Consider the following 23,864-nt stretch of genomic DNA (forward strand, 5'->3'; position numbering starts at 1 on the left):
ATATGCCTTCTTATATTAAAATTAACAAAAAGTGGAAAAGTTTATATGGTTCTATATCTATAACAGGATCTAAAAGTATATCTAACCGTCTTTTAATTTTAAAAGCTATTTATAAAGATGATATTTATATTGAAAATATTTCTAACTGTGAGGATACAAAAGTTTTAGAAAAAAGTTTATATAGTACTTCTAACATATTAAACATTCATCATGCAGGAACTGCTATGCGTTTTTTAACTTCCTATTTATCTATACAAGAAGGAAAAAAATTCATATTAACAGGTTCCAATAGAATGAAAGAAAGACCTATATCTATTCTTGTAGATGCTTTAAAAAAATTAGGATCGGAAATTATTTATTTAGAAAAAATTGGATATCCACCAATAAAAATTATTGGTAAGAAAATTATAGGAGGAAAAATAGATATTAATGCTAGAATTAGTAGCCAGTATATTAGTTCTTTAATGTTAATAGCTAGCAAATTTAAGATTGGATTAAAAATATATTTAAAAGAAGATATTACATCAATTCCATATATAAAAATGACTTTTGATTTATTAACTAGAGCAGGAATAAAAATATCATGGAAAGAAAAAATCATTCATATTTATCCAGGTAAAAAAACAGGTAAAAAATATTTTTCTATAGAATCAGATTGGAGTTCAGCTTCTTATTATTATTCAATGGCTAGTATTGTAAAAACAAGTAATCTAACTTTAAGTTATTATCAAAATAAAAGTTTACAAGGAGATAGAGAAATTACTTCCATCTATGAGAAATATTTTGGAGTATACACTATTTTTGAAAAAAATAAAATAATTTTAAATAAAAAATTAAATTTTACTCTACCTAGATTCATTAATCTAGATTTAAATAAAACTCCAGATCTTGCACAAACTATTGTTGTAACTTGTTCTTCTCTTGGTATAAAGTGTTATTTAAAAGGGTTAGAAACTTTAAAAATTAAAGAAACAGATCGTTTGAAAGCTTTAAAAAATGAATTATTAAAATTGGGTGTAAAAATAAAAATTACAAGTTCTTGTTTAGAAATAATAGATTTTTTTCCAAAAAAAATGGATTCTTCTATAAGAATAAAAACTTATCAAGATCACAGAATGGCTATGGCTTTTTCTTCATTTGGATTATTTTATTCTTTGCAAATAGAGGAACCAAAAGTTGTAGAGAAATCATATCCAAATTTTTGGATGGACTTACAATATTTAGGTTTTTTAATTAATTATTATGAAGGATAAAGAATTCTCCTTGCTGTAATAAATTTATTTTTCCAATATTTTTGATACAATCTAGAAATAAGCACCCCTGACGTAGATGCGTGAATAAAGAAGATATTATTATGATTTACATGGATCACCATTCCTACATGATTAATTTTTTTTCTAGATTTTCCTGTAGCAAAAAATAATAGATCTCCTTTTTCTATATATTTTTGATGAACTAAAAATCCTTTTTTAGCTTGATTGTAAGATCTACGTGGTAATGAAATTTTATAAGACGCAAAAATATTTTTTATGAAAGCTGAACAATCTATTCCATCTTTAGTATTTCCACCATATCTATATGGAGTATACCTATAATTTTTAGCTTCTTCAATAAGAAAATCCATTTTATTTTTTAATAAAAATTTATTTTTAATAATTTGAAAATAGTTTTTTTTATTATAATATGGATTATCTTTATTTTTCTGAAAAAAATTTTTTTCATACTTTTTTTTATATACCATATCTCCATATAATAACGGAATAGAAAAAAACTGAGAATAGAATACAAAAAATAAAAAAATTTTAGAATTTATAATAGGAATAATTTTATTTTTTTCCATTATTCAAAAAAAATTACAATAAATTATTATTAATAGAGTCTCAAATGTAAGTAAAATACTTGTATTAAATTTAAAAAAATTAAATTTGTATTCTGGCCCATTCGTCTATTGGTTAGGACGTCAGGTTTTCATCCTGGAAAGAGGGGTTCGATTCCCCTATGGGCTATCAAAAAATACTGGATCATTCTTATGGCAAATCACTCATCGGCATTAAAAAGAATTAGACAAAATAATACTAGACGTTTGCGTAATAAATATGTATTTAAAAGTACAAGAACTACTATTAAAAAATTAATAAAAGGCGAAAAAAAAAAGGAAGAGTATTCTAAGGTTTTTTCTATGATAGATAAATTATCTAAAAAAAATATCATACATATGAATAAAGCAGCAAGATTAAAAAATAAATTAATAAAAAAATTATTAATCAATAACTGATCCTAAATAAATCATAAATAATGATGGTAATTTATTTTTATAGGTTTATATAATTATTATTTTTTTTGGAAAAAGTATAATTTTTTCTTCAAAATCAATAAAATGAGAATTAGCCCCTATTCTCCGATAGGAATATTTGATTCTGGTATCGGAGGAATTCTTATAGCTAAAGAAATTAAAACCTATATGCCTAATGAATGTATTATTTATTTTGGAGATACTAAAAATATGCCTTATGGAAATAAGTCTAAAGACTTTATTAGAAATAATTCTATAAAAATTGTTTCTTTCCTTTATAAAAAAAAATGTAAAGCCATAGTAATAGCTTGTAATTCTATAACTTCTAATGCTTTAGATTTGATTAAAAAAAATTTTTATAAAAAAATATTAATATTTAATGTTATAGATCCTATAGTAAAAAATAAAATATTTCTTTCTTCTAAAAGAATAGGAATAATGGCCACTCCTGCTACCATAAATTCCAATTTTTATCATAAAAAAATTAAAAAATGTTTTCCTCATTTAGAGATTTCCCAAATATCTACACCTTTATTAGCTACAATAATTGAAAATGGATTGGAAAAAATAAAGATTAATTCTATCATAAAATATTATTTGAATAATCTAAAATCAATAGATACGCTATTATTAGCTTGTACTCATTATTTATTTTTGAAAAAAAAAATAGATAATTTTTATCATGGTAAAGTTCGTTTAATAGATATACAAAAAATTGTAGTTCAGGAAATACAAAAAAAATTATTTGAAAATAATTTATTATGCATTTATCCAAAAAAACGGAATAATACAATTTTTTATACATCTAGTTCAATTTCTCCATTTTTTAAAGAACAAGTTCGAATTCATTTTGGAGAAAAAATTTTATTTAAAAAACATATTCTTAATTTTTTCTAAATTGTGCATCTATTACGCATAAAGTTGCAAGATTGACAATTTCTTCTATACTTGATTGCATTTGCATGATATGTGCTGGTTTACGCATTCCTAATATTAAAGGTCCAATAATTGGCATATTTCCTAATCCTCTAATAAACTTATAAGTCATATTTCCGGATTCAAGATTTGGAAATATAAAAATATTTGCTTTTTTTTTCATAAGTTTAGAAAAAGGAAATTTACTAGCTAATAAAAATTCATTTAATGCAAAATCAGGTTGTAATTCTCCATCTACTATTAAATCAGGATATTTTTTATGTAAAAATGCTACTGCTTGAGATACTTTAGAAGAAATTTTTGAATTTGATGAAAAATTTTGAAAGGATAACATTGCTATATGAGGTTCAATATCAAAACCTTTAACTACATAAGATGCCATAAGAGCAATTCTTGCTAATTCTTCACTAGTTGGATTTGGAATTACGGAAGTATCTGCTAAAAATAATGGACCACGTTTAGTTAACAAAATCATCATTCCTGCTATTTTATGAATAGTATCTGATCTTCCAATAACCTCTAATAAAGTTCGTAAACTTAATGAAAAATTTCTAGAATACCCTGTAATAACAGCATCTGCTTCTCCTTGGTCTACCATCATTGCTCCAAAATGATCATTTGTTCGCATTCGTATTTTTGCTTCATATAAAGTTAATCCTTTTCTATTCCTTCTTTTCCAAAGTATTTGAGCATAATTTTCTACTTTTTTGATATTATCTTCTTTTTCAGGATCTATAATTTGTAATTTTACATTTAAATTATTTGTATCTATTAAACGTTTTATACGATTTTTATTTCCTAAAACAATGGGAATAGAAACAATTCCATCTTCATTAAGAATTTGAATAGATTTAAGGATTTCATATTCTTCTCCATTACAAAAAACAATTTTTTTAGGATTTGTACGTGCTCTATTTTTAATCATTCTGAGAATTTTATTTTCATATCCCATTCGATCTAGCAGTTTTTCTTGATATTGTTTCCAATCTAAAATAGGATTTTTTGCGACTCCAGAATCCATTGCTGCTTTAGCTACTGCAGGTGCTACACGAGTAATTAACCGATTATCAAAAGGTTTTGGAATAATATATTCTTTTCCAAAAGAAATATTTTTTTGATTATAAACAATATTAACTTGTTCTGGAACAGGTTCTTTTGCTAAATCTGCAATAGCATGAACAGCCGCTAATTTCATTTCATCATTGATAATACTTGCATGAACATCTAATGCTCCTCTAAAAATATAAGGGAATCCTAATACATTATTTACCTGATTAGGATAATCACTTCTACCTGTAGCTATAATAACATCTTGTCGAACTTTTATGGCTAAGTTATAATCGATTTCAGGATCTGGATTTGCCATAGCAAATACAATTGGATCCTTTGCCATATTTTTTAACATATTTGGAGTTAATATTCCACCTATAGATAAACCTATAAAAACATCCGAATCTTTAATAGCTTCTTCTAAATTTTTAATAAAGGAAGTATTTACTGCAAATTCTTTTTTTTCTTTATTTAAATCTTTTCGTGAAATATGTAATAACCCTTTACTATCAAACATCAGGATATTTTTAGATTTTACCCCAAGATGTTTATAAATTCTTGCACAAGAAATAGCAGCAGATCCTGCTCCATTAATTACCATTTTTATATTATGTATTTTTTTTCCAACATAAGTGATAGAATTAAGTAAAGCTGCTCCTGAAATAATAGCCGTTCCATGTTGGTCATCATGCATTACTGGGATATTTAATTCAGATTTAAGTCTTCGTTCTATTTCAAATGCTTCTGGGGATTTGATATCTTCTAAATTGATTCCTCCAAAAGTTGGAGAAATCGCTTTTACAACCTTTATAAATTTTTCTGGATCAGATTCATCAATTTCAATATCAAATACATCAATACCAGAAAATATTTTAAATAAAATTGCTTTTCCTTCCATTACAGGTTTAGATGCCAATGCACCAATATTTCCAAGACCTAAAACAGAAGTCCCATTAGTAATAACAGCTACTAGATTCCCTTTAGATGTATATTTATATACTTCCTTAGAAAAACGTGCTATTTCTTTACAAGGCTCTGCTACTCCTGGAGAATATGCTAGAGATAAATATTTTTGACTATTATATTTTTTTGTTGGAGAGATTTGTATTTTTCCAGAAGGAAATTTACTATGATAATTTAAAGATTCTTCACGAAGATTATTTATGTCTTTTCTCATTATACTAAATATTGATATGGTTTTGAAAACAGATAAAAAAAATATCAGGATAACCAAAATAAATTTTTCTCAAAAAAATATTTTTTTTTATCAGATTGCCATCTAATTATAAGTTTATAACATCCTTTTTTCAAATTTTTTTTAGGAATAAATAATGTTTTACTTGAAAATCTAAAAATTTTAAAAGAACGAGTCACATCTAAATATTTAGATGAAAATCTTAATAAAGTAAAAAAACCATGAATATTATCTAAAATTTCTGGAAAGATAATTCTAATTCCAGAAGATAAGATGAATATTTTAATTTTATTAGGAAGTTTTAATACATTTTTTTTCTCATTTATAATTTCTTGATATTTTAGTTCTTCTTCATAATACCTATCGGATATAAGTTGACTACCTACATGAGGAAAGAAAAACGCAATATAAATGATAAAAATGATAAAAAAGGAAAAAGCTAATATAATACTTGTTTCCCAACTAAATTTTATTCTCATAATTAATGTATATGTGTACTAAAAAAATAAAAATTGAATCAATTAAATTTTATTCCAATCCATATTTTTTTTCCCTTGAGGTGCTTTGTATTTTATAGGTTTTTTTGATTGTTTATTTATAAAATAAACATAACTAGATATTTTATGAATATCATTTCCTTTAATTTCCCCTGATTGACCAAAAGCACGCATAGTAGGATTATTTTTACTTCCATACCAAATAATGGAAAATATATTCTTAAATAAATCTTTTTCTATTATATTTATCCAATAATCATCTGTTAAATTAGGACCTATATTTCCACTACCATCAGATTGATGACAAGTAGAACAATTTTCTTCAAAAAGATCTTTTCCACTATCAATCAATTTTGGATTAAAAAAAGCATTTTCTATAGTTATTTGTGGTGTTTTTTTCTCAAAAATATCTATTTCTCTTAACTGATTTTTATAAGCTATTTCATACTCTTTATAAGGATTAGAAAAATCCATGAATAAATAAGAAAAAAAATAAATTGATGAAAAAATAATTGTAGTATAAAAAAGATGAACCCACCACATTGGTAACTTATTGTCTAATTCTATAATTCCATCAAATCCATGATCTATTTTTTTTACCCCTTGATTCATTTTTTTGGAATTATTAAATAAAAATTTATAGAGTCTATAAAAATAATTTCCTTCATTTTCTTCAAAAATTTTCCGTCTTTCTTCTTCTTTAAGAAATTTTAATTTTCTTCGATAGATTAAATTATTAATAGTATCTAAAATAAACAACAATATTGTTATAATAATAAAAAAAAATATAGTTATTGGATCAAATATATACGAACGATGATCTATTCCTAAAAAAATATAAAAAATGAATATTATAATGGATAAAAAAAAAGGAATAATAATAAAAGAAGGAATTTTTGATCTCATAAATATTTTTATTTTTTTCCTTCTAAAGGAATTATACTTACCTCTTTATAATATTTTCCAGATTTTATAAAAACTAAAAATAAAATGAATAAAAAAGCGATAAAAAATAAAATTAACATAATAGATTGAAATATTCCTATATATTTTTCTGTTATAAAATTTTGTTTCAAAAAATTTATCATCAATTTTTTTTTTATTAAGATTTAATATCCGTACCTAAACGTTGTAAATAAGAAATTAGAGCTATTATTTCTCTTTTTTCCAAAGGAATAAATTTTTCTTTTTCTATTTTTCTCTGTTTATTTATTTCTTTTTTTAAACTTGGATATTCTAAATAAATATCAGATACAATTTTACTTGCTTGAGTATCCATATCCTTAGATATATATTTAATATATTCCAAAGTATATGGGACACCTAATTTTACCATAGCTTTTATTTTTTTTTCTGTATTAGATCTATCCAATTCATTATAAATTAACCAAGGATATCTTGGCATAATGGATTTAGGAGAGGTTGAACGAGGATTATGCATATGGTTAAAATGCCATGAACTAGGATTTTTACCCCCTTCTCTAGCTAAATCAGGACCTGTTCTTTTAGAACCCCAAAGGAATGGATGGTCATATATAAATTCTCCTGCTTTAGAATATTCTCCATAACGGACTACTTCATCTCGAAAAGGACGAACTTGTGCACTATGACAGGAATTACATCCTTCTCTAACAAATAAATCCCTACCTTCTAATTCAAGTGCCTTATAAGGTTTTACATTATCAATAGTGGGAACATTAGATTTTATCACTAAAGTAGGAATTATTTCTATTAATCCCCCAATAGCTACAGCAATAAAAGAAAGAATAGCAAATTGTATAGGTTTTTTTTCTAACCAATTATGAAATTTTTCCTTTTTTTCTATTTCATTTTCATGCAATGGAATTACTTTAAATTCTTCATTATTAATAAAATATCCTTTTTGGATGGTTTTAAAAATATTATATATCATTATAATAAAACCTAAAAAATAAATAATTCCACCAATAAATCTTATTTTATAAAAAGGAATAATAGATAAAACTGTATCCAAAAAATTTTTGTATACTAGAGTCCCATCAGGATTAAATTTTTTCCACATTTCAGATTGTAATAAAGATCCGAAATAAAGTGGAAAAATATAAAATATTATCCCAAATATTCCAAACCAAAAGTGAATATTTGCTAATAATGTAGAATATAATTTAGTATTCCATAATTTTTTTGTTAACCAATAGATTATTCCAAAAGCCATGAATCCATTCCAACCTAAAGTTCCTAAGTGAACATGAGCAATTACCCAATCTGTAAAATGAGCAATTGAATTTAGTGTTTTAGTAGCTAACATAGGTCCTTCAAAAGTTGCCATTCCATAACAAACAATTCCTACTGTAAAAAATTTTAAAATAGGATCCTTTTTTACTTTATTCCAATCTCCTCTTAAGGTCAATAATCCATTTAACATACCTCCCCAAGAAGGAGCAATTAACATAATAGAAAAAATAGTACCTAAAATTTGAGCCCAATTAGGAAGAGATGTATACATAAGATGATGTGGTCCCGCCCATATATATATAAATATTAAAGACCAAAAATGAATAATGGAAAGTTTATAAGAAAAAATGGGTTGATTAGATGCTTTTGGAACAAAATAATACATTAATCCAAGTATAGGCGTAGTTAAAATAAATGCTACTGCATTATGTCCATACCACCATTGCATTAAAGCATCTTGAACTCCAGCATATATAGAATAACTTTTAAAAGTAAAAAGATCAATAGGTAATTCAAGATTATTAAAAATGTGTAACATAGCTACGGCAACCCAGGTTCCTAAAAAAAACCAAATACTGACATATAAATGTTTAATTTTCCTTTTTAAAATGCTTCCTATCATATTAATTCCATAAATCATCCAAATAAAAAAAATTCCTATATCTATAGGCCATTCATGTTCCGAATATTCCTTACTAGTATTTATTCCTAACAAAAAAGTAATCCAAGTAGAAATGATAAAAATTTGCCATCCCCAAAAGTGAATCCAACTAAGATAATCACTAAATATTCTAGTTTTTAATAATCGTTGTAAAGAATAGTAAGATCCTGTGAAAATAATATTTCCAACAAAAGCAAATACTACTGTACTAGTATGTAACATTCTCCAACGCCCAAATCCAAATATTCCTTGGGAATTTTTCAGTTTACTTCCTAATATAAAATCAGGCAATTCAGGATAAAATAATAAGAGAGAAATAACTAATCCAGCAAAAAATCCAATAATTGCCCAAAATATTGTAGCATATAGAAAGGCTTTTACAATACGATTATTGTAGTAGTATGTTTCTATTTTCATAAAAATATAGAATTATTATTTTTTTTTATGATTATCTATTAAAATTCTAATTTTATGAGATTCATAATTATCAAATTGACCATAATAAAGACTGATTAAAAAAATTATAAGAAAAATTGCTCCTAAAAAAATACTAGATAATATCATTATAATTAATACATCCATAAAAAAATAATTTTTTATTTATCTAAGATAAAAATCTTCGTGAAACTATCCAAGTAGATAATAGAGAAAAAATAATTACGGATAAAGAACTTAAAGGCATTAAAATTGCTGCAATAAAAGGAGTTAAAAAACCGGTTATAGCAAATATAATTCCTATACAATTGTAAAATAAACTAATCATAAAATTTACAATAATCAATTTGATTGATATCCTGGATATTTTTAGAAATAAAAAAATTTTATTCAAATAATTAGATTGAATAAAAGCATCACAATTAGGAAAAAAACTACTTGGAGTTTCTGATATTGAAATGCCGACTTCACTTTGATTTAATGCAGAAGAATCATTAATACCATCTCCAATCATCATTACTTTTTCTCCATTTTTTTGTATTTTTTTTACATAATCTAGTTTTTTTTCTGGACTTTGATTAAAAATAATTTTACTAGATTTTGGTAAAATTGATTCTAAATATTCTTTTTCTAATTTATTATTATCACCAGAAAGAATAATTATTTTATATTTTTTTTTTAGATTTTGGAATATTTGTTCTATTCCTTTTCTATAATAATTTCTAAATAAAAAATAACCTATGAATTTTTTATTTATAGAAATAGCAACTGAAGTTCCTTTAGAATTATTTATTGTAATACCTATATATTTAGAAGATCCAATTTTAACTGGAACTTTATTTATAATTCCTTCTATACCATAACCTATTATTTCTCGAAAATTTTTTATAGGATAAAATTGATTGATAGATAATTCTGAAAAAATTTTTTTACTTAATGGATGAATTGAATTTCTTAATAAAGAGGAAATCATTTTTTTTTCTTTACATTTAAGATATGGACCAATAAAAGAAATTTTTTCTTTATTTTGATCTGTAATAGTTCCTGTTTTATCAAAAATTAAAGTACTTATATTGGAAATTCGTTCCATAGTTGAAATATCTTTTACATAAAATCCTTTTTTAGAAAATATTCGTATGAAATTTCCAAGTATAAATGGAGTGGCAAGTACTACTGCACAAGGACAAGTAATAATTAATACGGAAAAAACAGTTTGAAAAATTTTTGATACATTAATAAAATACCAATATATTCCAGTTATTATAGAAATGATTAAAACAATAGGAGTAAAATATTGACTAAATTGATTAGTTATTGAATTTAAATGAAAATTTTTTTTATTTTTACGAAATTTTTTATTATTCCATAATAAACTTAGATAGCTTTGATCTACATTTTTGATTACTTTTAAATAAATAGCTTCCCCCTTTTGTTTAGATCCAGCATAAATTCGTTCTCCTATTTTTTTTCTTATTAAATAAGATTCTCCTGTAAGAAAACTATTATCTAATAATGCAGATCCTTTTATTAATATAGAATCTACAGGAATAACTTCTTCATTTCTAATTATAATATGATCTCCTTTTTTTAAGGAAAAAAGTAAAATATTTTCTTCTTGATTATTTTTTTTAATTTTTGATATTGAAATAGGATAAAAGGATTTATAACTTTTTTCAAAAGAAAATATTTTATTATGAGTATGAATTTGGAATATTTTACTAATAAGTAAAAAAAAGGAAAATCCAGATAAACTATCAAAATATCCAGATCCTAAATCAAAAAATACTTCATAACAACTCCATGAAAAAAGAACTAATATTCCAATAGAAATAGGAATATCCATATTAATAATATGTTTTTTAAATCCTAAAATAGCATATTTTATATGATCTGTGAAAGAAAATAATACAATAGGTAACGAAAGAATTAACATTAAATAACGAAAGAAATTACGATTTTCTAAATACCATATATCTTCATGAGATCCTACATATTCTGGAATAGATAAAAGCATAATGTTTCCAAAACAAAAAAAAGAAATAGCTAATTTTCCTATTAATTTTCTATCAAATATTTTTTTCTTATTTTTTTTTTCTAAAAATTCAAAATTAATAGAAGGTTTATAACCTGTTTTTTCAAGAATAATTGCTAAATAGCTTAATTTTAATCCAGAATGATTGAATATTATTCTAATTATTTTACTTGGAAAATCAACAGTGGATTCAATTATATTTTTATGAATATTAGATAAATTTTCCAAAATCATGATACATGAACTGCAATGAATAGATGGAATAAAAAAACGAACGGAAGTGATATTTTTATCTTTAAAATCAATTATTTTTTCGGCAATTTTTTCATCATCAAGAAATTTAAAATTTTCATTTTGTTTCATCTTTATAGATTATTATCTCTTTGTAATTTTAGAATTTTACTTTTTTATTTTTCTCCTATATATTTTTTATATTCTTTAAATGACATCAGGATATCATATTCTTTTTTATTCAATATTTTAATTTTAAGTATCCAACCCTCATTATAAGAATCTTTATTTAAATATTCTGGATTAGATAGTAAAATTTTATTGAATTCTAGTATTTTTCCTGAAACTGGCATAAATAAATCGGAAACAGTTTTAACTGCTTCTATTGTTCCAAAGATATTTCCTTCTTTGATTTTTGTTCCTATAATAGTTTTCTCTATATCTAAATAAACAATATCTCCTAACTCTTTTTGAGCAAAATGAGTAATTCCTACTGCATATATATTTTCATTATTATTATCATTAAAACCATATAATCCTATCCATTCATGATTTTTGCTGTATTTTAAATTATTGAAATTCATTTTATTAAATATTAAATATTTTTTTTTATTGATTGATAAATTATTCAATTTTTATGATAATCCAAAAAATTACTTTTTTCAATAATATTGAATGATTATTAAAAAAAATCTATTATAAATTTGTATTTTATAAAATATTTTTTTGAATATCATCATCATGAAAATCATCACTAAAATTATAATTTTTCCCATATTTTATTACCAATAAAAATTATTTTCCTTTATAAGAAATTATTTATTTAGATGATTCTAAAAGATATTTTCCTAATTTAATACTAGATAGTTAATGAAAAAAAAATTATTCATTATTTTTCAATAAAAAATCAAACGTATTTTTTTTTAGTAGTATAATGATATCTTTTATTTTTTTTAAATTACAAATTTTAAAAATAAAAATTAATTAATCGAATTAAGTGAAAAGGTTCCATAATATTCCTATTTCAAACAAGTAATCTTTATTTTTATGATTAAAAATATTTTTTTTATTATAAGAAAATCCTATATTTTGTATACTACTATAAAAAATAGTTCTAAATATTTTAAAATTTAAAAAATAATCTATAAATGGCCCCCCTCCTATTTTTGTAGGAAAACATTCATTTTCTAAATAAAAAGAAAATAAATCAAAGGGATATGAAAAATATTGATGAAAATATTTATTAAAATAATGAATAGAAAATCCAGTTTGTACTAATAATGCTTTATTAAAATAACTATCTTCGTAAGATATTGTATTTTTTGAAAGAAAATTTGGAATGGAAAAATTTAATTGATCAGATTTTTGATTTTGGAATAAAACCAGATTATTAAAATGAAATTTCCATATATCATGAATTATTTTAATTTTTAAATTACAGGTACGTATATACTTCCAATATAATAGATTTGGATTATTATTTTGATTAGGACGGTTAATATCATATATATTAAAAAAAACGTTCAACTTTTTTTTTGAAAAAATAGAAAAATTAATTGATTTTATATATAATATTTCATTATTGTATTGTTGATTATTGTAACAATTTCCATTTTTTTGAAACATATAAAAATTGATAAAATCAGAAGAAATATTATTATTGATATTAAATTTGATTAAAAACTGAAATTTTGACCATAAATTGGTATCCAATTGAGTAGATATTTGTAAATAATTTTTAGATATCAACCATTTTGCATAGGAATTAATTTTAAATATATTATTAATGAAATAATTAATTTTTGTTTCTAAATATATTTTATTGAAATTTAAATTTTTCTTTTCATTTTCATGAACTGGATCAAATAAATAATTTGAAAATAATTGATAATGTATTTGATCATGAATAGCACCTATTTCTATATTTAATTTTTTTTTAATTTCAAAAATTAAAGAAGATTCATTTTTTAAATATGATAAATTGATCCTATTATTTTGAAATTTTTCTTTAGAATCAAAAAAAGATTTTAAATATTTGGAATATTCTATTTTTTCTATGAAAAAAATTGACCTTTCTCTATGATTTGATTTAATCCATGAAGGGGAAATATTTTGAAAAAAACTTATGTATAATCTTTTATGAAAAAGATTTTTTTTATCAAAAAAAATTTGAATTATCCGTTGTTTTCCAAAAAGGATTTTTACTTTTTTTTTATTATAAAAATTTTGATATAAAAAATGTCCCCATATTAATTTATCATGAGAAAAATCAGAATATTTATAATTAAATGTACTTAAGAATAAATTATGATGTTTTTTTAAATTTATATTTGATTCTTCTTCAAAAAAAATATTTTTATATTCTATAGAATAATTGATTTTTTGATTAGGACTTTGACTAAATAAACCACTTAGTATTTTTTCTTGAAAAGAATTTTTTATATAAAAAATTTCTGATATTGGAGTTTTTACGTCAAAATATCTAATCTTTTCACGAGAAAAAAAAATATCATTTAAAAAATACATTTTAGGTAGATAATTTTTATTAAAAAATATTGTATTACAATACGATAAAAAATTTTTTTCTGTATCAGAATTAGGAATAATTAAATCTTTTTCTTTAAGTTTAAAAAAACCAAAATTATCCTTTCTAAAAAAATTATGAGAATATTCTTTTTCTATAGAAAATAAATTTGTATCTAAATTTCTTTTTTTTATTATCTTCTGTCCAATATTTATAATCTTTAGAAATAGGATAATAAATACCCCAAATTTTTTTTGCATTATATTTTCTTTTTCCATAGATTTTACAGAAAAAGAAATAATAAAAAATAAAAAAGGAAAGATAAATATTTTCATAATAATAAAATTTATATAGTTACTAATTTTATTAGTGTATAAGATTCTTAATAAAATTATTCTATTCCAACAATTATTCTATATATTATAAATTATTTTTTAAAAGAAGAATTTGTTTATTATGTAGTAAATATCATATAGTAAAAATATCATAAATTATATTCTAATTTATTTTTAGAATGATTCCTAAAAAATTTTAGATAATTAATAATTGAACTATACCTTTTTTTTATAGATATTATCTATTACGATAATATTCAATATTTTATTGATTATTGAATATTTTTTTTACCAAAAAAAAATGTTCCTAATCGAATAAGTGTACTACCACATTCTATAGCTATAGGATAATCTCTACTCATTCCCATGGAAAGTACAGAATATTTATATTTATTTTTACATTCATTATATATTTTATTTAAATAATCAAATTCATGACGTATTTTTTGAATAGATCCATGAAAAGTTGCCATTCCCATTAGTCCAATAATTTTTACATTTTTCATATTTTTATAATGATTATTTTCTAAAATTTCATGAACTTCTTTATTAGTAATTCCGGATTTATTTTTTTCATTGCAAATTTTTATTTGCAATAAACAGTTTATAATCCGATTATATTTTAGTGCTTCTTTATTTATTATTTTAAGATGTTCAATTCTTTGAACACTATGAATTAAATTAATAAAAGGAACTATATATTTTAATTTATTACTTTGAATTCTACCAATCATATGCCAACGAATATCCTTTGGTAATTTTTTATATTTTAGGATCATTTCTTGAATATAATTTTCTCCAAAATCTCTATGTCCTGTTTGATAAACTTTTTTTATAGAAGAAATATCTTGATTTTTAGATACTACTAAAATTTTTATATTTTTTGGTATTGATTTTTTTATGGAAAAAATACGATATTCGATTGTTTTCATTTTTATGAAAATATTCTTTCAAATTCTTTCATTACATCAATTAAAACCTGTACACTTTCTAATGGTATCGCATTATATATACTAGCACGATATCCACCTAAAACTCTATGACCTTCTAATCCAATAATATTTTCTTTTTTCCACATATCATCAAATTTTTTTTTTAGATTTTTTTTTTTTAAAAAAAAGGTAACATTCATATTAGAACGATCTTCCTTATAAATTTTATTTTCAAATAGATTATTTCTATCTATTTCATCATATAATAATTTAGATTTTTCTTTATTTTTTTTTTCTAGAATAGAAATTCCTCCTTTATTTTTTATCCATTCTAAAGTTAACATAGAAGTATAAATAGAAAATATATTTGGTGTATTGAAAATACTTTTATTTTTAATATGAATTTTATAGTCTAGATAAGAAGGTATATTTCTTTGAGTTTTTATTAAAATATTTTTTTTTACTATAACAATAGTCATTCCAGCCGAACTTACATTTTTTTGTGCAGAAGCATAGATTAATCCAAATTTACAAAAATTTAATTTTCTACTAAAAATATCAGAAGACATATCACAAATTATTGGTACAGAAGTATTAGGAAATATTTTCATTTGTGTTCCAACAATAGTATTATTTGAAGTACAATGAAAATAATCTACTTCATCTGGAATTTTATAATTTTTAGATATATGAACATATTTTTTTTCTCTTCCAGAAAAAAGTATTTTTACTTTTCCAATCTTTTTCGCTTCTTCAATAGCCATATTAGCCCATATTCCTGTATCTAAATAAGCTGCTTCTTTTTGCATTAAATTATATGGGACCATGGTAAATTGTAATGTAGCACCTCCTTGAAGAAATAAAACAGAATAATCTTCATTTAAATTCATCAAATTTTTTACCAAATTAGTAGTTTTTTCCATTATTTCTTCAAAATCTTTACTCCTATGAGATATTTCAAGCAAAGATAATCCATATTGATTATAATTAATTACAGCTTTAACTGATTTTTTAATAACTTGTTTTGGTAAAATAGAAGGACCAGCATTAAAATTATGTATTTTCATATATCATGAATAGAATAACTAATTTTTTTTTTAAAATTAAAAAAAATACTAATATAATAACTAAATTATATCTTTATTCCTAATATTTTTTTGTTTTTTTTGTTACTTTGAATCTATCATCTAATCGATTTCCTATAACCAAAATAATATCTCCATTTCCATTAATCAATAACCATATTTGTTTTTTTTCCAAAAGAGAAAATTTTTTTTCTTTATAATATTTACTTAATTTTTTTTTACCTTTCATGTTTAAAGGAAAAAAGTAATCTCCTTTTTTCCATGTTCTTAATTCTAAAGGAAATTTAATTTTATCAAAATCGATGAATGACATATTTTTCGTATTTTCTTTTTTTAGTGAAGGATTTATAATAAATTGTATATCAATAGGTAAATATTTTAAATTTCCAAATTGTATATCCTGTATAACGTAACCATTATCTTTTTTATCAAAAAAATGATTTTCTATTAAAATCCAATAATTCCTATTTTTAATAATACGATATCTTTTTGAAATTAGTTGTTTTCCAGATTGTGCATAAATAAGATGTTTTAAATTTTCTACATTAGAAAATCCATATGGAAAAAATAATTTAAATAAATAAAATGATAATGGTTGTAAATTTTTTATTTTTTTGTATTCTATCTTCCATAAAAATGGATTACTTTGTTTTTCTACTGTAATATCTTTATTTATTTTTTTTATTTCTATCTCTATAAAAGAATTTTCCTGATAAAGATATTCCATACTTTTTTTTACCCCCTTATAAAAAGAATTAGAAAAAGTAGATGTTATTAAGCGAATTTTATTTCTTAAATATTTATATTCTTTATTACTGTTATCTAATCTCCATTTGATATTTTTTATTTTAGCATAATGTAAAATTTCTTTTTTAGTAAAATCAGAAAGAGGACGAATAAATTTTTTGTTTTTTATAGGTATTCCTAACAATCCTTTAATTCCTGTTCCTCTCATCATATTAATAAAAAAGGTTTCAATAGAATCGTTAAAATGATGCCCTAAAGCTATATATTCATATGAATTTATTTCTAATAATTCTTCAAACCAATCATACCTAAGTTTTCTAGCAGCCATTTGTATGGATATTTTTTTTTTTTTAGAAAAATCCAAAGTATTAAATCGTTTAATATGATATGAAATATTTTTTTTTATACAAAAATTCCTGACAAAATATTCATCTTCATTAGATTCTTTATTTCTTAGGGAAAAATTACAATGAGCTACACTTAATGTTATTTTTTTAAGATTACAAGAAATATGAAGTAATAAATTTAGAAGTACCATACTATCTAATCCTCCACTTACAGCAACACAAACATTTTTATTTTCAATTGAAAAATCTTTTATTAATTTTTCTAAAAATAAAGTATCATATAATTTATATTCCATAACTAACTATTCAATATTATTTATAATTTCCTTAATTATTTTTTTTTTGGATTTTCCAGTAATGTCAATTATTTTAGAAGATTTTTCATAAAAAAAAATTCTATTTGAAAAATGCTTCATAATAAATATAAATAATTCATTTTTAGATAAATGAGATATAATAGGTCTATTTTTTTTCTCTATATATAGCCTTTTATATAATGTATAAATATTGGTTTTTAGATAAAATGTTTTCGAATATTTATTTAATAAATAAATATTGTTATAATAACAAGGTGTCCCTCCACCAACAGATAAAATATATTGTTTATGTTTTTTTAAAAATTTTTTAAGCATTAAATGTTCTATTTTTCTAAAAAAAATTTCTCCATTTTTTTTGAAAATATTATAAATAGAATCCTTTTTTTTTTGAACTATCATAGAATCTAAATCATAAAAAAAAAATTTCAATTTTTCGGATAAAATTTTTCCTATAGAAGTTTTCCCACAACCCATATATCCAATCAAAGTTACTTTCATGAAAATATAAAATTTATAATAGTATATTTGTTTATATAAAAAAAATACATAGATAGAATAAAAATATAGAATTCAGACCTGATAGCTCAGCTGGTAGAGCATTACACTTTTAATGTAAGGGTCCTGGGTTCGAATCCCAGTCAGGTCATTATTACATTCATCACATCATTTATTTATTTCTATTTCTAATACAGTTGGACAATGATCCGAATATTTTATTTCAGGTAATAAATATGCATTAATCATTTTTTTTTTTAAAAAACTGCTAACCATTATATAATCAATTCTCCAACCTTTATTATTTTTTTTTGAATTATAACGATAACTCCACCAACTATAATGTTTAGATTCTTTAACATAGTTTCTAAAACTATCTATAAATCCTAAATTTAAAAAATCACTCATCCATTTTCTTTCTTTTGGCAAAAAGCCAGAATTTTTATGATTTTTTATAGGATCATAAATATCTATTTTTTTATGACAAATATTATAATCTCCACAAATAATAAGATTTGTTAATTTTTTTTTCATTTTTTCTATATAAAAAATGAAATTATCCATAAAATAAAATTTAAAATTTAATCTATTTTCCATATCTATTCCTGATGGTATATAAATATTTATCACGGATATTTTTTTTAAATCTATTCGTAATATTCTTCCTTCTTGATCAATAGAATCAATTCCTATTCCATATTCTATATGATTTGGTCTTTTTTTACATAAAATACCTACTCCACTATATCCTTTTTTTTTTGTTGAAGGATACCAATAATGATAATAACCCAAATTATCAAATATACTGGTATCTATTTGTTCCGGAAAAGCTTTTATTTCTTGAAAACATAAAATATCTGGTTGATTTATTTCAATCCAATTGGATAAACCTTTATTTATTCCAGATCTAATTCCATTAATATTATAACTAATAATTTTCATATTCCATAAAAAAATTTTTTATATTTGCTCATTAAATCTATAGATAAAGATAAAAATTACTGTAAAAGCTTACAAAATAGTAAGCTTTTACTATTATTATAATATATTATTCCTTCCTATATAAAATGGATAAACTTAAAATAGCTATTCAAAAATCAGGGCGTCTTTATGACGACTCCATCAAATTACTTAAAGATTGTAGTATAGAGGTTAATATTGGAATAGACAAATTAAAAACAACAGCTCTTAATTTTCCACTAGAAATACTTTTTTTACGTGATGATGATATTCCTCAATATTTAGAAGATGGAGTAGCCGATATAGGAATTGTTGGAAAAAATGTTCTTTTGGAAAAAAGAAAAAAAATAAAAATCAAAGAAACTTTAGGATTTGGAAAATGTCGTCTTGCTATTGCAATTCCTAAATCTTTAGTTTATAAAGAAATAAATGATTTAAATGGAAAAATAATCGCTACAAGTTATCCATTTTTGGTTAGAGAATTTTTCGAAAAGAAATATATAAAAGCAGAAATTCACGAAATTTCTGGAGCTGTAGAAATTGCCCCTGGAATAGGATTAGCCGATTGTATTTGTGATTTGGTAAGTAGTGGATCTACACTTTTTATGAATGGATTAAAAGAAGTAGAAACAATTCTTCAATCTGAAGCTGTTTTAGCATCTAATCTTCATTTAGGAGAACCACAAAATATCATAATGAAAAAATTATTATTTCGGATTCGATCTGTAAAAAAAGCTAAAAATCATAAATATATTCTTTTAAACGTCTCTAATGAACATTTAGAAAAAATAATATCTCATCTTCCAGGAATTAAAAGTCTAGTTATTTTTCCATTAGAAAATTCAAAATGCAGTTCTGTACATTTTGTAGTAAATGAAAATAATTTTTGGAGAATTATAGAAAATTTAAAAGCACTTGGAGCACAAGATATATTAGTACTTCCAATAGAAAAAATTATACTTTAATATATTAAAATATAATAATATGAATATTCAAGTTTATATGCAACCTTCATTCAATACGTGGAAATATATTATAAAAAGACCTATAAAAAATATTTCCATATTAACTGATTCAGTTACTCCTATTATAAATAATGTAAAAAAATATGGAGATTTAGCTTTAAAAACCTATACAAAAAAATATGATAATTTTAATCTTAAATATATTCAAGTAACGGAAGAAGATATTAATAAAGCAAATATAAAAATTTCAAATTGTTTAAAAAAATCTATTGAAATAGCATATAAAAACATCAAATTTTTTCATCAAAAACAAATACATGAAGAATCTAAAATTGAGGTACTACCAGGAATTATTTGTTGGAGAAAATCAGTTCCTATAGAAAAAGTAGGTTTTTATATACCTGGAGGATCCGCTCCTTTATTATCTACTGTATTAATGTTAGGAATTCCAGGTAAGTTAGCAGGATGTGAAAATATCATTTTATGTTCACCTCCAAATAAAAATGGAGAAATCCATCCATCTATTTTATACACAGCTAAATATATAGGTATTAAACAAATATATAAAATAGGAGGAGCTCAAGCAATAGCTGCCATGGCATATGGTACAGAAAGTATACCATCAGTTTATAAAATATTTGGACCAGGTAATTCTTATGTAACAATAGCTAAACAAATTGTATCTCAAAACGGAATTGTTTCTATTGATATACCTGCAGGTCCTTCAGAAATTGTTATATTAGCCGATAATACAGCTAATCCAGAATATGTAGCTTCCGATTTACTTTCTCAATCAGAACATGATATAGAAAGTTATATTATTTTAGTTACTATAAATGAATCTTGGTGGATAGAAAAAGTAAAAAGTGAATTAAAAAAACAATTAATTAATCTATCCTATAGAAAAAATATTATGAAAAAGGCTTTTGAAAAAAGCAAAATCATTGTTTTTGATTCTTTGGAAGAAGGGATCAACTTGATTAATGAAATTGCTCCAGAACATCTTATTATTAATTGTAATAATGCTATTTATTGGAGTAATAAAATAAAAAATGCTGGTTCAATATTCTTAGGAAATTATTCTCCAATTAGTATTGGGGATTATGCTACTGGTCCTAATCATGTACTTCCTACATATGGTTATGCTAAATCTTATAGTGGAGTATCTGTAGATAGTTTTATTAAAAAAATAACTTTTCAAAAAATTTCCAAAAAAGGATTACGAAATTTATCAAAATGTGTTGATGTATTGTCTTCTGAAGAAGGATTAATAGCACATAAAAAATCCATTAATATTAGATTAAAAAAATGAATATTGAATGTGAATACATGATGAATAAAAATGATTTTTCAAATTTTAATTTGAATTCTTTAATCAGAGATAATATTTTAAAAATAGATCCTTATTTATCTGCTAGAGAAGAATATTCTTATCAAGGAAAAAAAAATTCTATATTTCTAGATGCCAATGAAAATTCTTTCGGGGCTCCTTTATCTTTTTCTAATTCCTATAATAGATATCCGGATCCATTGCAAAAAGAATTAAAAAGAAAAATATCAGAAATAAAAAAAATTTCTTCATCTAAAATTTTTTTAGGAAATGGAAGTGATGAAATTATTGATTTAATTTATCGTATTTTTTCTCGTCCCAATACAGATAATGTAATTATTTTTCCTCCTACATATGGGATGTATGAAGTTAGTGGAAAAATTCATGGAGTAGATATTGTAAAAATTTTTTTAACGGAAGAAGAATATCAATTAAATTTGAAAAAAATAAAAAATTCAGTTAATCCATACAGTCGGATCATTTTTATTTGTTCTCCAAATAATCCTACTGGAAATGATATAAAAAAAGAAGATATTGAAAATATCATAAAAAAATTTCCCGGTATTGTTGTTTTAGATGAAGCCTATATTGATTTTTCAAAAAAAGAATCTTTTTCTCTAGAAATAGATAAATATCCTAATTTAATTATTTTACAAACACTTTCTAAATCTTGGGGGCTAGCCGGATTAAGAATAGGAATTGCTATTTCTTCTGAAGAAATTATTCAATGGATGAATAAAGTGAAATTTCCCTATAACGTAAGTCAAATTTCTCAAAAAATAGCTATTCAAGCTCTTAATAATAAGGATTTATTTTTTTATCATTTAAAAAATATTCTTTCAGAAAGAAAATATATGGAAGACTCTTTAACAAAAATTCCTATTATAGATAAAGTATATCCTAGTTCTTCAAACTTTATACTAGTTAAAATTTCCTTTTCATCAAAAAATCTTTATCAACATTTAGTTAATAAAAACATTATTGTTAGAGACCAGTCTAAAATTATTTTGTGTAATGAATGTTTAAGAATAACAGTAGGTACTCATGAAGAAAATGAGTATTTGATAGATCAAATGAAAAAATATTCCGAAAAATGTTCCTAAGTATATAAGGAATAACATAAAAAAATACCATGAAAAAAATATTGTTTATTGATAGAGATGGAACAATAATTCAAGAAAATCCTCCTAATTATCAAATTGATACTATCGAAAAGGTTAATTTTTTTCCAAGAGTTATATTTTTTTTAACTAAAATAGTTAATGAATTGGATTATGATTTAGTTATGGTAACTAACCAAGATGGATTAGGTACTGAAAAATTTCCTGAAAAAAATTTTTGGCCTATCCATAATCATATATTAAAGATATTAAAAACAGAAGGAATTCATTTTTTTTCTATTCATATAGATAGAACTATTCCAGAAGAATATTCTTCTACCAGAAAACCAGGAATAGGAATGCTTACTTCTTATTTTCATTCGGATTATGATCTTTCCAATTCTTTTGTTATTGGAGATAGAATAACGGATGTTTTATTAGCAAATAATTTAGGATGTAAGTCCATATGGATCAATGAAAATAATCATTATGTATCCGAAAAAGAATTTTCCATAGAAAAAAAAATTTTAAAAAAAAAAATAGTTTTGAAAACTGATAATTGGAAAAATGTTTACGAATATTTAAAATATGTATCTAATAAAAAATTGATTAAACATCGAAGAAAAACATTAGAAACAGATGTAAAAATCACTATTCAACTTTATGGAGAAGGAAAATCAGATATAAAAACAGGATTAGGTTTTTTTGATCATCTTTTAGAACAAATTTCTTTTCATAGTATGATAGATATGAATATTCACACCAACGGAGACTTAAATATAGATGAACATCACACTATAGAAGATACTGCAATTGCTTTAGGAGAAGTTTTTAATCAATCTATTATAGATAAAAGAGGAATAGAACGTTATGGTTTTTTTTCTATTCCTATGGATGATTCTTTAGCTACAGTAATATTGGATCTTGGAGGTAGAAGTGAATTATCTTGGAAAACCAATTTTTTAAGTGAAAAGATTGGTCAAGTTCCTACAGAAATGTTTATCCATTTTTTTAAATCTTTTTCTTCTTCTGCAAAATGTAATATTCATATTTATGCTACAGGAAAAAATGATCATCATAAGATAGAATCTATTTTTAAAGCTTTCGCTAGAGCTATTAAAATGGCTATAAAAAAAAACAATATTAAAAAATTGCCTAGTTCTAAAGGCCTATTATAAAAATT

The 23,864-nt window shown here is 22.6% G+C and carries 22 protein-coding genes and 2 tRNA genes; 9 read left to right on the forward strand and 15 right to left on the reverse strand.

What is annotated here, in order from left to right; translation table 11 throughout:
• Positions 1–2 precede the first annotated feature (2 nt).
• Positions 3–1,253, forward strand: a complete 1,251-nt coding sequence (locus BLBCPU_RS01905; RefSeq protein ID WP_014246314.1) for a 3-phosphoshikimate 1-carboxyvinyltransferase — start codon at positions 3–5, stop codon at positions 1,251–1,253.
• Here the strand turns inward: BLBCPU_RS01905 and BLBCPU_RS01910 are convergent.
• Positions 1,241–1,840: a C40 family peptidase gene (locus BLBCPU_RS01910; RefSeq protein WP_014246315.1), complete on the reverse strand. Its 600-nt coding sequence runs from the start codon at positions 1,838–1,840 to the stop codon at positions 1,241–1,243. The two genes, BLBCPU_RS01905 and BLBCPU_RS01910, sit on opposite strands and share 13 nt — an antisense overlap.
• A 94-nt stretch (positions 1,841–1,934) precedes the next feature.
• On the opposite strand from BLBCPU_RS01910, the gene BLBCPU_RS01915 reads away from it, so the two are divergent.
• The 3 genes from BLBCPU_RS01915 (at position 1,935) to murI (ending at position 3,190) form a co-directional block, all read left to right on the forward strand.
• Positions 1,935–2,006 (forward strand) — tRNA-Glu (locus BLBCPU_RS01915).
• Between the two features lie 23 nt (positions 2,007–2,029).
• Positions 2,030–2,275 (forward strand): 30S ribosomal protein S20, encoded by a 246-nt coding sequence (rpsT, locus tag BLBCPU_RS01920; RefSeq protein ID WP_014246316.1) that lies wholly within the window; start codon positions 2,030–2,032, stop codon positions 2,273–2,275.
• Positions 2,276–2,377: 102 nt separating this feature from the next.
• The gene (murI, locus tag BLBCPU_RS01925; protein ID WP_014246317.1) at positions 2,378–3,190 is read left to right on the forward strand and encodes a glutamate racemase; all 813 of its coding nucleotides are present in this window, start codon (positions 2,378–2,380) and stop codon (positions 3,188–3,190) included.
• Here the strand turns inward: murI and BLBCPU_RS01930 are convergent.
• From BLBCPU_RS01930 to BLBCPU_RS01990, 13 genes are all read right to left on the reverse strand, one after another.
• Complete coding sequence (locus BLBCPU_RS01930) at positions 3,177–5,456, reverse strand: NADP-dependent malic enzyme (protein WP_014246318.1); 2,280 nt, start codon at positions 5,454–5,456, stop codon at positions 3,177–3,179. The two genes, murI and BLBCPU_RS01930, sit on opposite strands and share 14 nt — an antisense overlap.
• 44 nt (positions 5,457–5,500) lie before the next feature.
• On the reverse strand, positions 5,501–5,953 hold the full coding sequence (locus BLBCPU_RS01935; protein WP_014246319.1) for a FixH family protein: 453 nt from the start codon (positions 5,951–5,953) through the stop codon (positions 5,501–5,503).
• A gap of 42 nt (positions 5,954–5,995) precedes the next feature.
• Positions 5,996–6,877, reverse strand: coding sequence for a cbb3-type cytochrome c oxidase N-terminal domain-containing protein (locus tag BLBCPU_RS01940; protein ID WP_014246320.1), 882 nt, complete (start codon positions 6,875–6,877; stop codon positions 5,996–5,998).
• An 8-nt stretch (positions 6,878–6,885) separates the two neighbouring features.
• Complete coding sequence (locus tag BLBCPU_RS01945; protein ID WP_254044394.1) at positions 6,886–7,047, reverse strand: cytochrome oxidase; 162 nt, start codon at positions 7,045–7,047, stop codon at positions 6,886–6,888.
• 26 nt (positions 7,048–7,073) lie between these two features.
• Positions 7,074–9,263: a cytochrome-c oxidase, cbb3-type subunit I gene (ccoN, locus tag BLBCPU_RS01950; protein WP_014246322.1), complete on the reverse strand. Its 2,190-nt coding sequence runs from the start codon at positions 9,261–9,263 to the stop codon at positions 7,074–7,076.
• A gap of 15 nt (positions 9,264–9,278) precedes the next feature.
• Positions 9,279–9,428: a cbb3-type cytochrome oxidase assembly protein CcoS gene (ccoS, locus tag BLBCPU_RS01955; RefSeq protein ID WP_014246323.1), complete on the reverse strand. Its 150-nt coding sequence runs from the start codon at positions 9,426–9,428 to the stop codon at positions 9,279–9,281.
• Between the two features lie 22 nt (positions 9,429–9,450).
• Positions 9,451–11,676: a cation-translocating P-type ATPase gene (locus BLBCPU_RS01960; RefSeq protein ID WP_014246324.1), complete on the reverse strand. Its 2,226-nt coding sequence runs from the start codon at positions 11,674–11,676 to the stop codon at positions 9,451–9,453.
• A gap of 44 nt (positions 11,677–11,720) precedes the next feature.
• The gene (gene gcvH, locus BLBCPU_RS01965; protein WP_014246325.1) at positions 11,721–12,128 is read right to left on the reverse strand and encodes a glycine cleavage system protein GcvH; all 408 of its coding nucleotides are present in this window, start codon (positions 12,126–12,128) and stop codon (positions 11,721–11,723) included.
• Between the two features lie 409 nt (positions 12,129–12,537).
• A complete protein-coding gene (locus tag BLBCPU_RS01970; protein ID WP_014246326.1) occupies positions 12,538–14,403 on the reverse strand; it encodes a putative porin in 1,866 nt (621 codons plus the stop codon).
• Positions 14,404–14,675: 272 nt separating this feature from the next.
• Positions 14,676–15,335, reverse strand: a complete 660-nt coding sequence (locus BLBCPU_RS01975; RefSeq protein ID WP_014246327.1) for a YggS family pyridoxal phosphate-dependent enzyme — start codon at positions 15,333–15,335, stop codon at positions 14,676–14,678.
• Positions 15,336–15,337: 2 nt separating this feature from the next.
• Entirely contained in the window at positions 15,338–16,402 is a 1,065-nt protein-coding gene (serC, locus tag BLBCPU_RS01980; RefSeq protein ID WP_014246328.1) for a 3-phosphoserine/phosphohydroxythreonine transaminase, read from the reverse strand.
• A 79-nt stretch (positions 16,403–16,481) separates the two neighbouring features.
• On the reverse strand, positions 16,482–17,810 hold the full coding sequence (tilS, locus tag BLBCPU_RS01985) for a tRNA lysidine(34) synthetase TilS (protein ID WP_014246329.1): 1,329 nt from the start codon (positions 17,808–17,810) through the stop codon (positions 16,482–16,484).
• 6 nt (positions 17,811–17,816) lie between these two features.
• Positions 17,817–18,329 (reverse strand): shikimate kinase, encoded by a 513-nt coding sequence (locus tag BLBCPU_RS01990; RefSeq protein ID WP_014246330.1) that lies wholly within the window; start codon positions 18,327–18,329, stop codon positions 17,817–17,819.
• A gap of 75 nt (positions 18,330–18,404) precedes the next feature.
• Here BLBCPU_RS01990 and BLBCPU_RS01995 point away from each other — a divergent pair.
• Positions 18,405–18,477, forward strand: a tRNA-Lys gene (locus tag BLBCPU_RS01995).
• Between the two features lie 17 nt (positions 18,478–18,494).
• On the opposite strand, the gene BLBCPU_RS02000 is transcribed toward BLBCPU_RS01995, so the two are convergent.
• Positions 18,495–19,268: an exodeoxyribonuclease III gene (locus BLBCPU_RS02000; RefSeq protein ID WP_014246331.1), complete on the reverse strand. Its 774-nt coding sequence runs from the start codon at positions 19,266–19,268 to the stop codon at positions 18,495–18,497.
• A gap of 125 nt (positions 19,269–19,393) precedes the next feature.
• Here BLBCPU_RS02000 and hisG point away from each other — a divergent pair, with 125 nt between their 5' ends.
• Genes hisG through hisB form a run of 4 tightly spaced genes read left to right on the forward strand, consistent with a single transcriptional unit; the run spans position 19,394 to position 23,859 of the window.
• On the forward strand, positions 19,394–20,251 hold the full coding sequence (gene hisG / locus BLBCPU_RS02005) for an ATP phosphoribosyltransferase (protein WP_014246332.1): 858 nt from the start codon (positions 19,394–19,396) through the stop codon (positions 20,249–20,251).
• Between the two features lie 19 nt (positions 20,252–20,270).
• The gene (gene hisD / locus BLBCPU_RS02010; protein ID WP_014246333.1) at positions 20,271–21,563 is read left to right on the forward strand and encodes a histidinol dehydrogenase; all 1,293 of its coding nucleotides are present in this window, start codon (positions 20,271–20,273) and stop codon (positions 21,561–21,563) included.
• Positions 21,560–22,684 (forward strand): histidinol-phosphate transaminase, encoded by a 1,125-nt coding sequence (hisC, locus tag BLBCPU_RS02015; RefSeq protein ID WP_254044395.1) that lies wholly within the window; start codon positions 21,560–21,562, stop codon positions 22,682–22,684. Before hisD ends, hisC begins: the two co-directional genes overlap by 4 nt.
• 29 nt (positions 22,685–22,713) lie before the next feature.
• Positions 22,714–23,859 (forward strand): bifunctional histidinol-phosphatase/imidazoleglycerol-phosphate dehydratase HisB, encoded by a 1,146-nt coding sequence (gene hisB / locus BLBCPU_RS02020; protein ID WP_014246335.1) that lies wholly within the window; start codon positions 22,714–22,716, stop codon positions 23,857–23,859.
• Positions 23,860–23,864 lie beyond the last annotated feature (5 nt).

Origin of the sequence: Blattabacterium sp. (Cryptocercus punctulatus) str. Cpu, assembly GCF_000236405.1 — a bacterium.
GTDB lineage: Bacteria > Bacteroidota > Bacteroidia > Flavobacteriales > Blattabacteriaceae > Blattabacterium > Blattabacterium punctulatus.

Bases quoted from the DNA above. Each gene is read 5' to 3' on its own strand.
- BLBCPU_RS01905 (WP_014246314.1), top strand. From the start codon at position 3: ATGCCTTCTTATATTAAAATTAACAAAAAGTGGAAAAGTTTATATGGT.
- BLBCPU_RS01910 (WP_014246315.1), bottom strand. From the start codon at position 1,840: ATGGAAAAAAATAAAATTATTCCTATTATAAATTCTAAAATTTTTTTA.
- rpsT (WP_014246316.1), top strand. From the start codon at position 2,030: ATGGCAAATCACTCATCGGCATTAAAAAGAATTAGACAAAATAATACT.
- murI (WP_014246317.1), top strand. From the start codon at position 2,378: ATGAGAATTAGCCCCTATTCTCCGATAGGAATATTTGATTCTGGTATC.
- BLBCPU_RS01930 (WP_014246318.1), bottom strand. From the start codon at position 5,456: ATGAGAAAAGACATAAATAATCTTCGTGAAGAATCTTTAAATTATCAT.
- BLBCPU_RS01935 (WP_014246319.1), bottom strand. From the start codon at position 5,953: ATGAGAATAAAATTTAGTTGGGAAACAAGTATTATATTAGCTTTTTCC.
- BLBCPU_RS01940 (WP_014246320.1), bottom strand. From the start codon at position 6,877: ATGAGATCAAAAATTCCTTCTTTTATTATTATTCCTTTTTTTTTATCC.
- ccoN (WP_014246322.1), bottom strand. From the start codon at position 9,263: ATGAAAATAGAAACATACTACTACAATAATCGTATTGTAAAAGCCTTT.
- ccoS (WP_014246323.1), bottom strand. From the start codon at position 9,428: ATGGATGTATTAATTATAATGATATTATCTAGTATTTTTTTAGGAGCA.
- BLBCPU_RS01960 (WP_014246324.1), bottom strand. From the start codon at position 11,676: ATGAAACAAAATGAAAATTTTAAATTTCTTGATGATGAAAAAATTGCC.
- gcvH (WP_014246325.1), bottom strand. From the start codon at position 12,128: ATGAATTTCAATAATTTAAAATACAGCAAAAATCATGAATGGATAGGA.
- BLBCPU_RS01970 (WP_014246326.1), bottom strand. From the start codon at position 14,403: ATGAAAATATTTATCTTTCCTTTTTTATTTTTTATTATTTCTTTTTCT.
- BLBCPU_RS01975 (WP_014246327.1), bottom strand. From the start codon at position 15,335: ATGAAAACAATCGAATATCGTATTTTTTCCATAAAAAAATCAATACCA.
- serC (WP_014246328.1), bottom strand. From the start codon at position 16,402: ATGAAAATACATAATTTTAATGCTGGTCCTTCTATTTTACCAAAACAA.
- tilS (WP_014246329.1), bottom strand. From the start codon at position 17,810: ATGGAATATAAATTATATGATACTTTATTTTTAGAAAAATTAATAAAA.
- BLBCPU_RS01990 (WP_014246330.1), bottom strand. From the start codon at position 18,329: ATGAAAGTAACTTTGATTGGATATATGGGTTGTGGGAAAACTTCTATA.
- BLBCPU_RS02000 (WP_014246331.1), bottom strand. From the start codon at position 19,268: ATGAAAATTATTAGTTATAATATTAATGGAATTAGATCTGGAATAAAT.
- hisG (WP_014246332.1), top strand. From the start codon at position 19,394: ATGGATAAACTTAAAATAGCTATTCAAAAATCAGGGCGTCTTTATGAC.
- hisD (WP_014246333.1), top strand. From the start codon at position 20,271: ATGAATATTCAAGTTTATATGCAACCTTCATTCAATACGTGGAAATAT.
- hisC (WP_254044395.1), top strand. From the start codon at position 21,560: ATGAATATTGAATGTGAATACATGATGAATAAAAATGATTTTTCAAAT.
- hisB (WP_014246335.1), top strand. From the start codon at position 22,714: ATGAAAAAAATATTGTTTATTGATAGAGATGGAACAATAATTCAAGAA.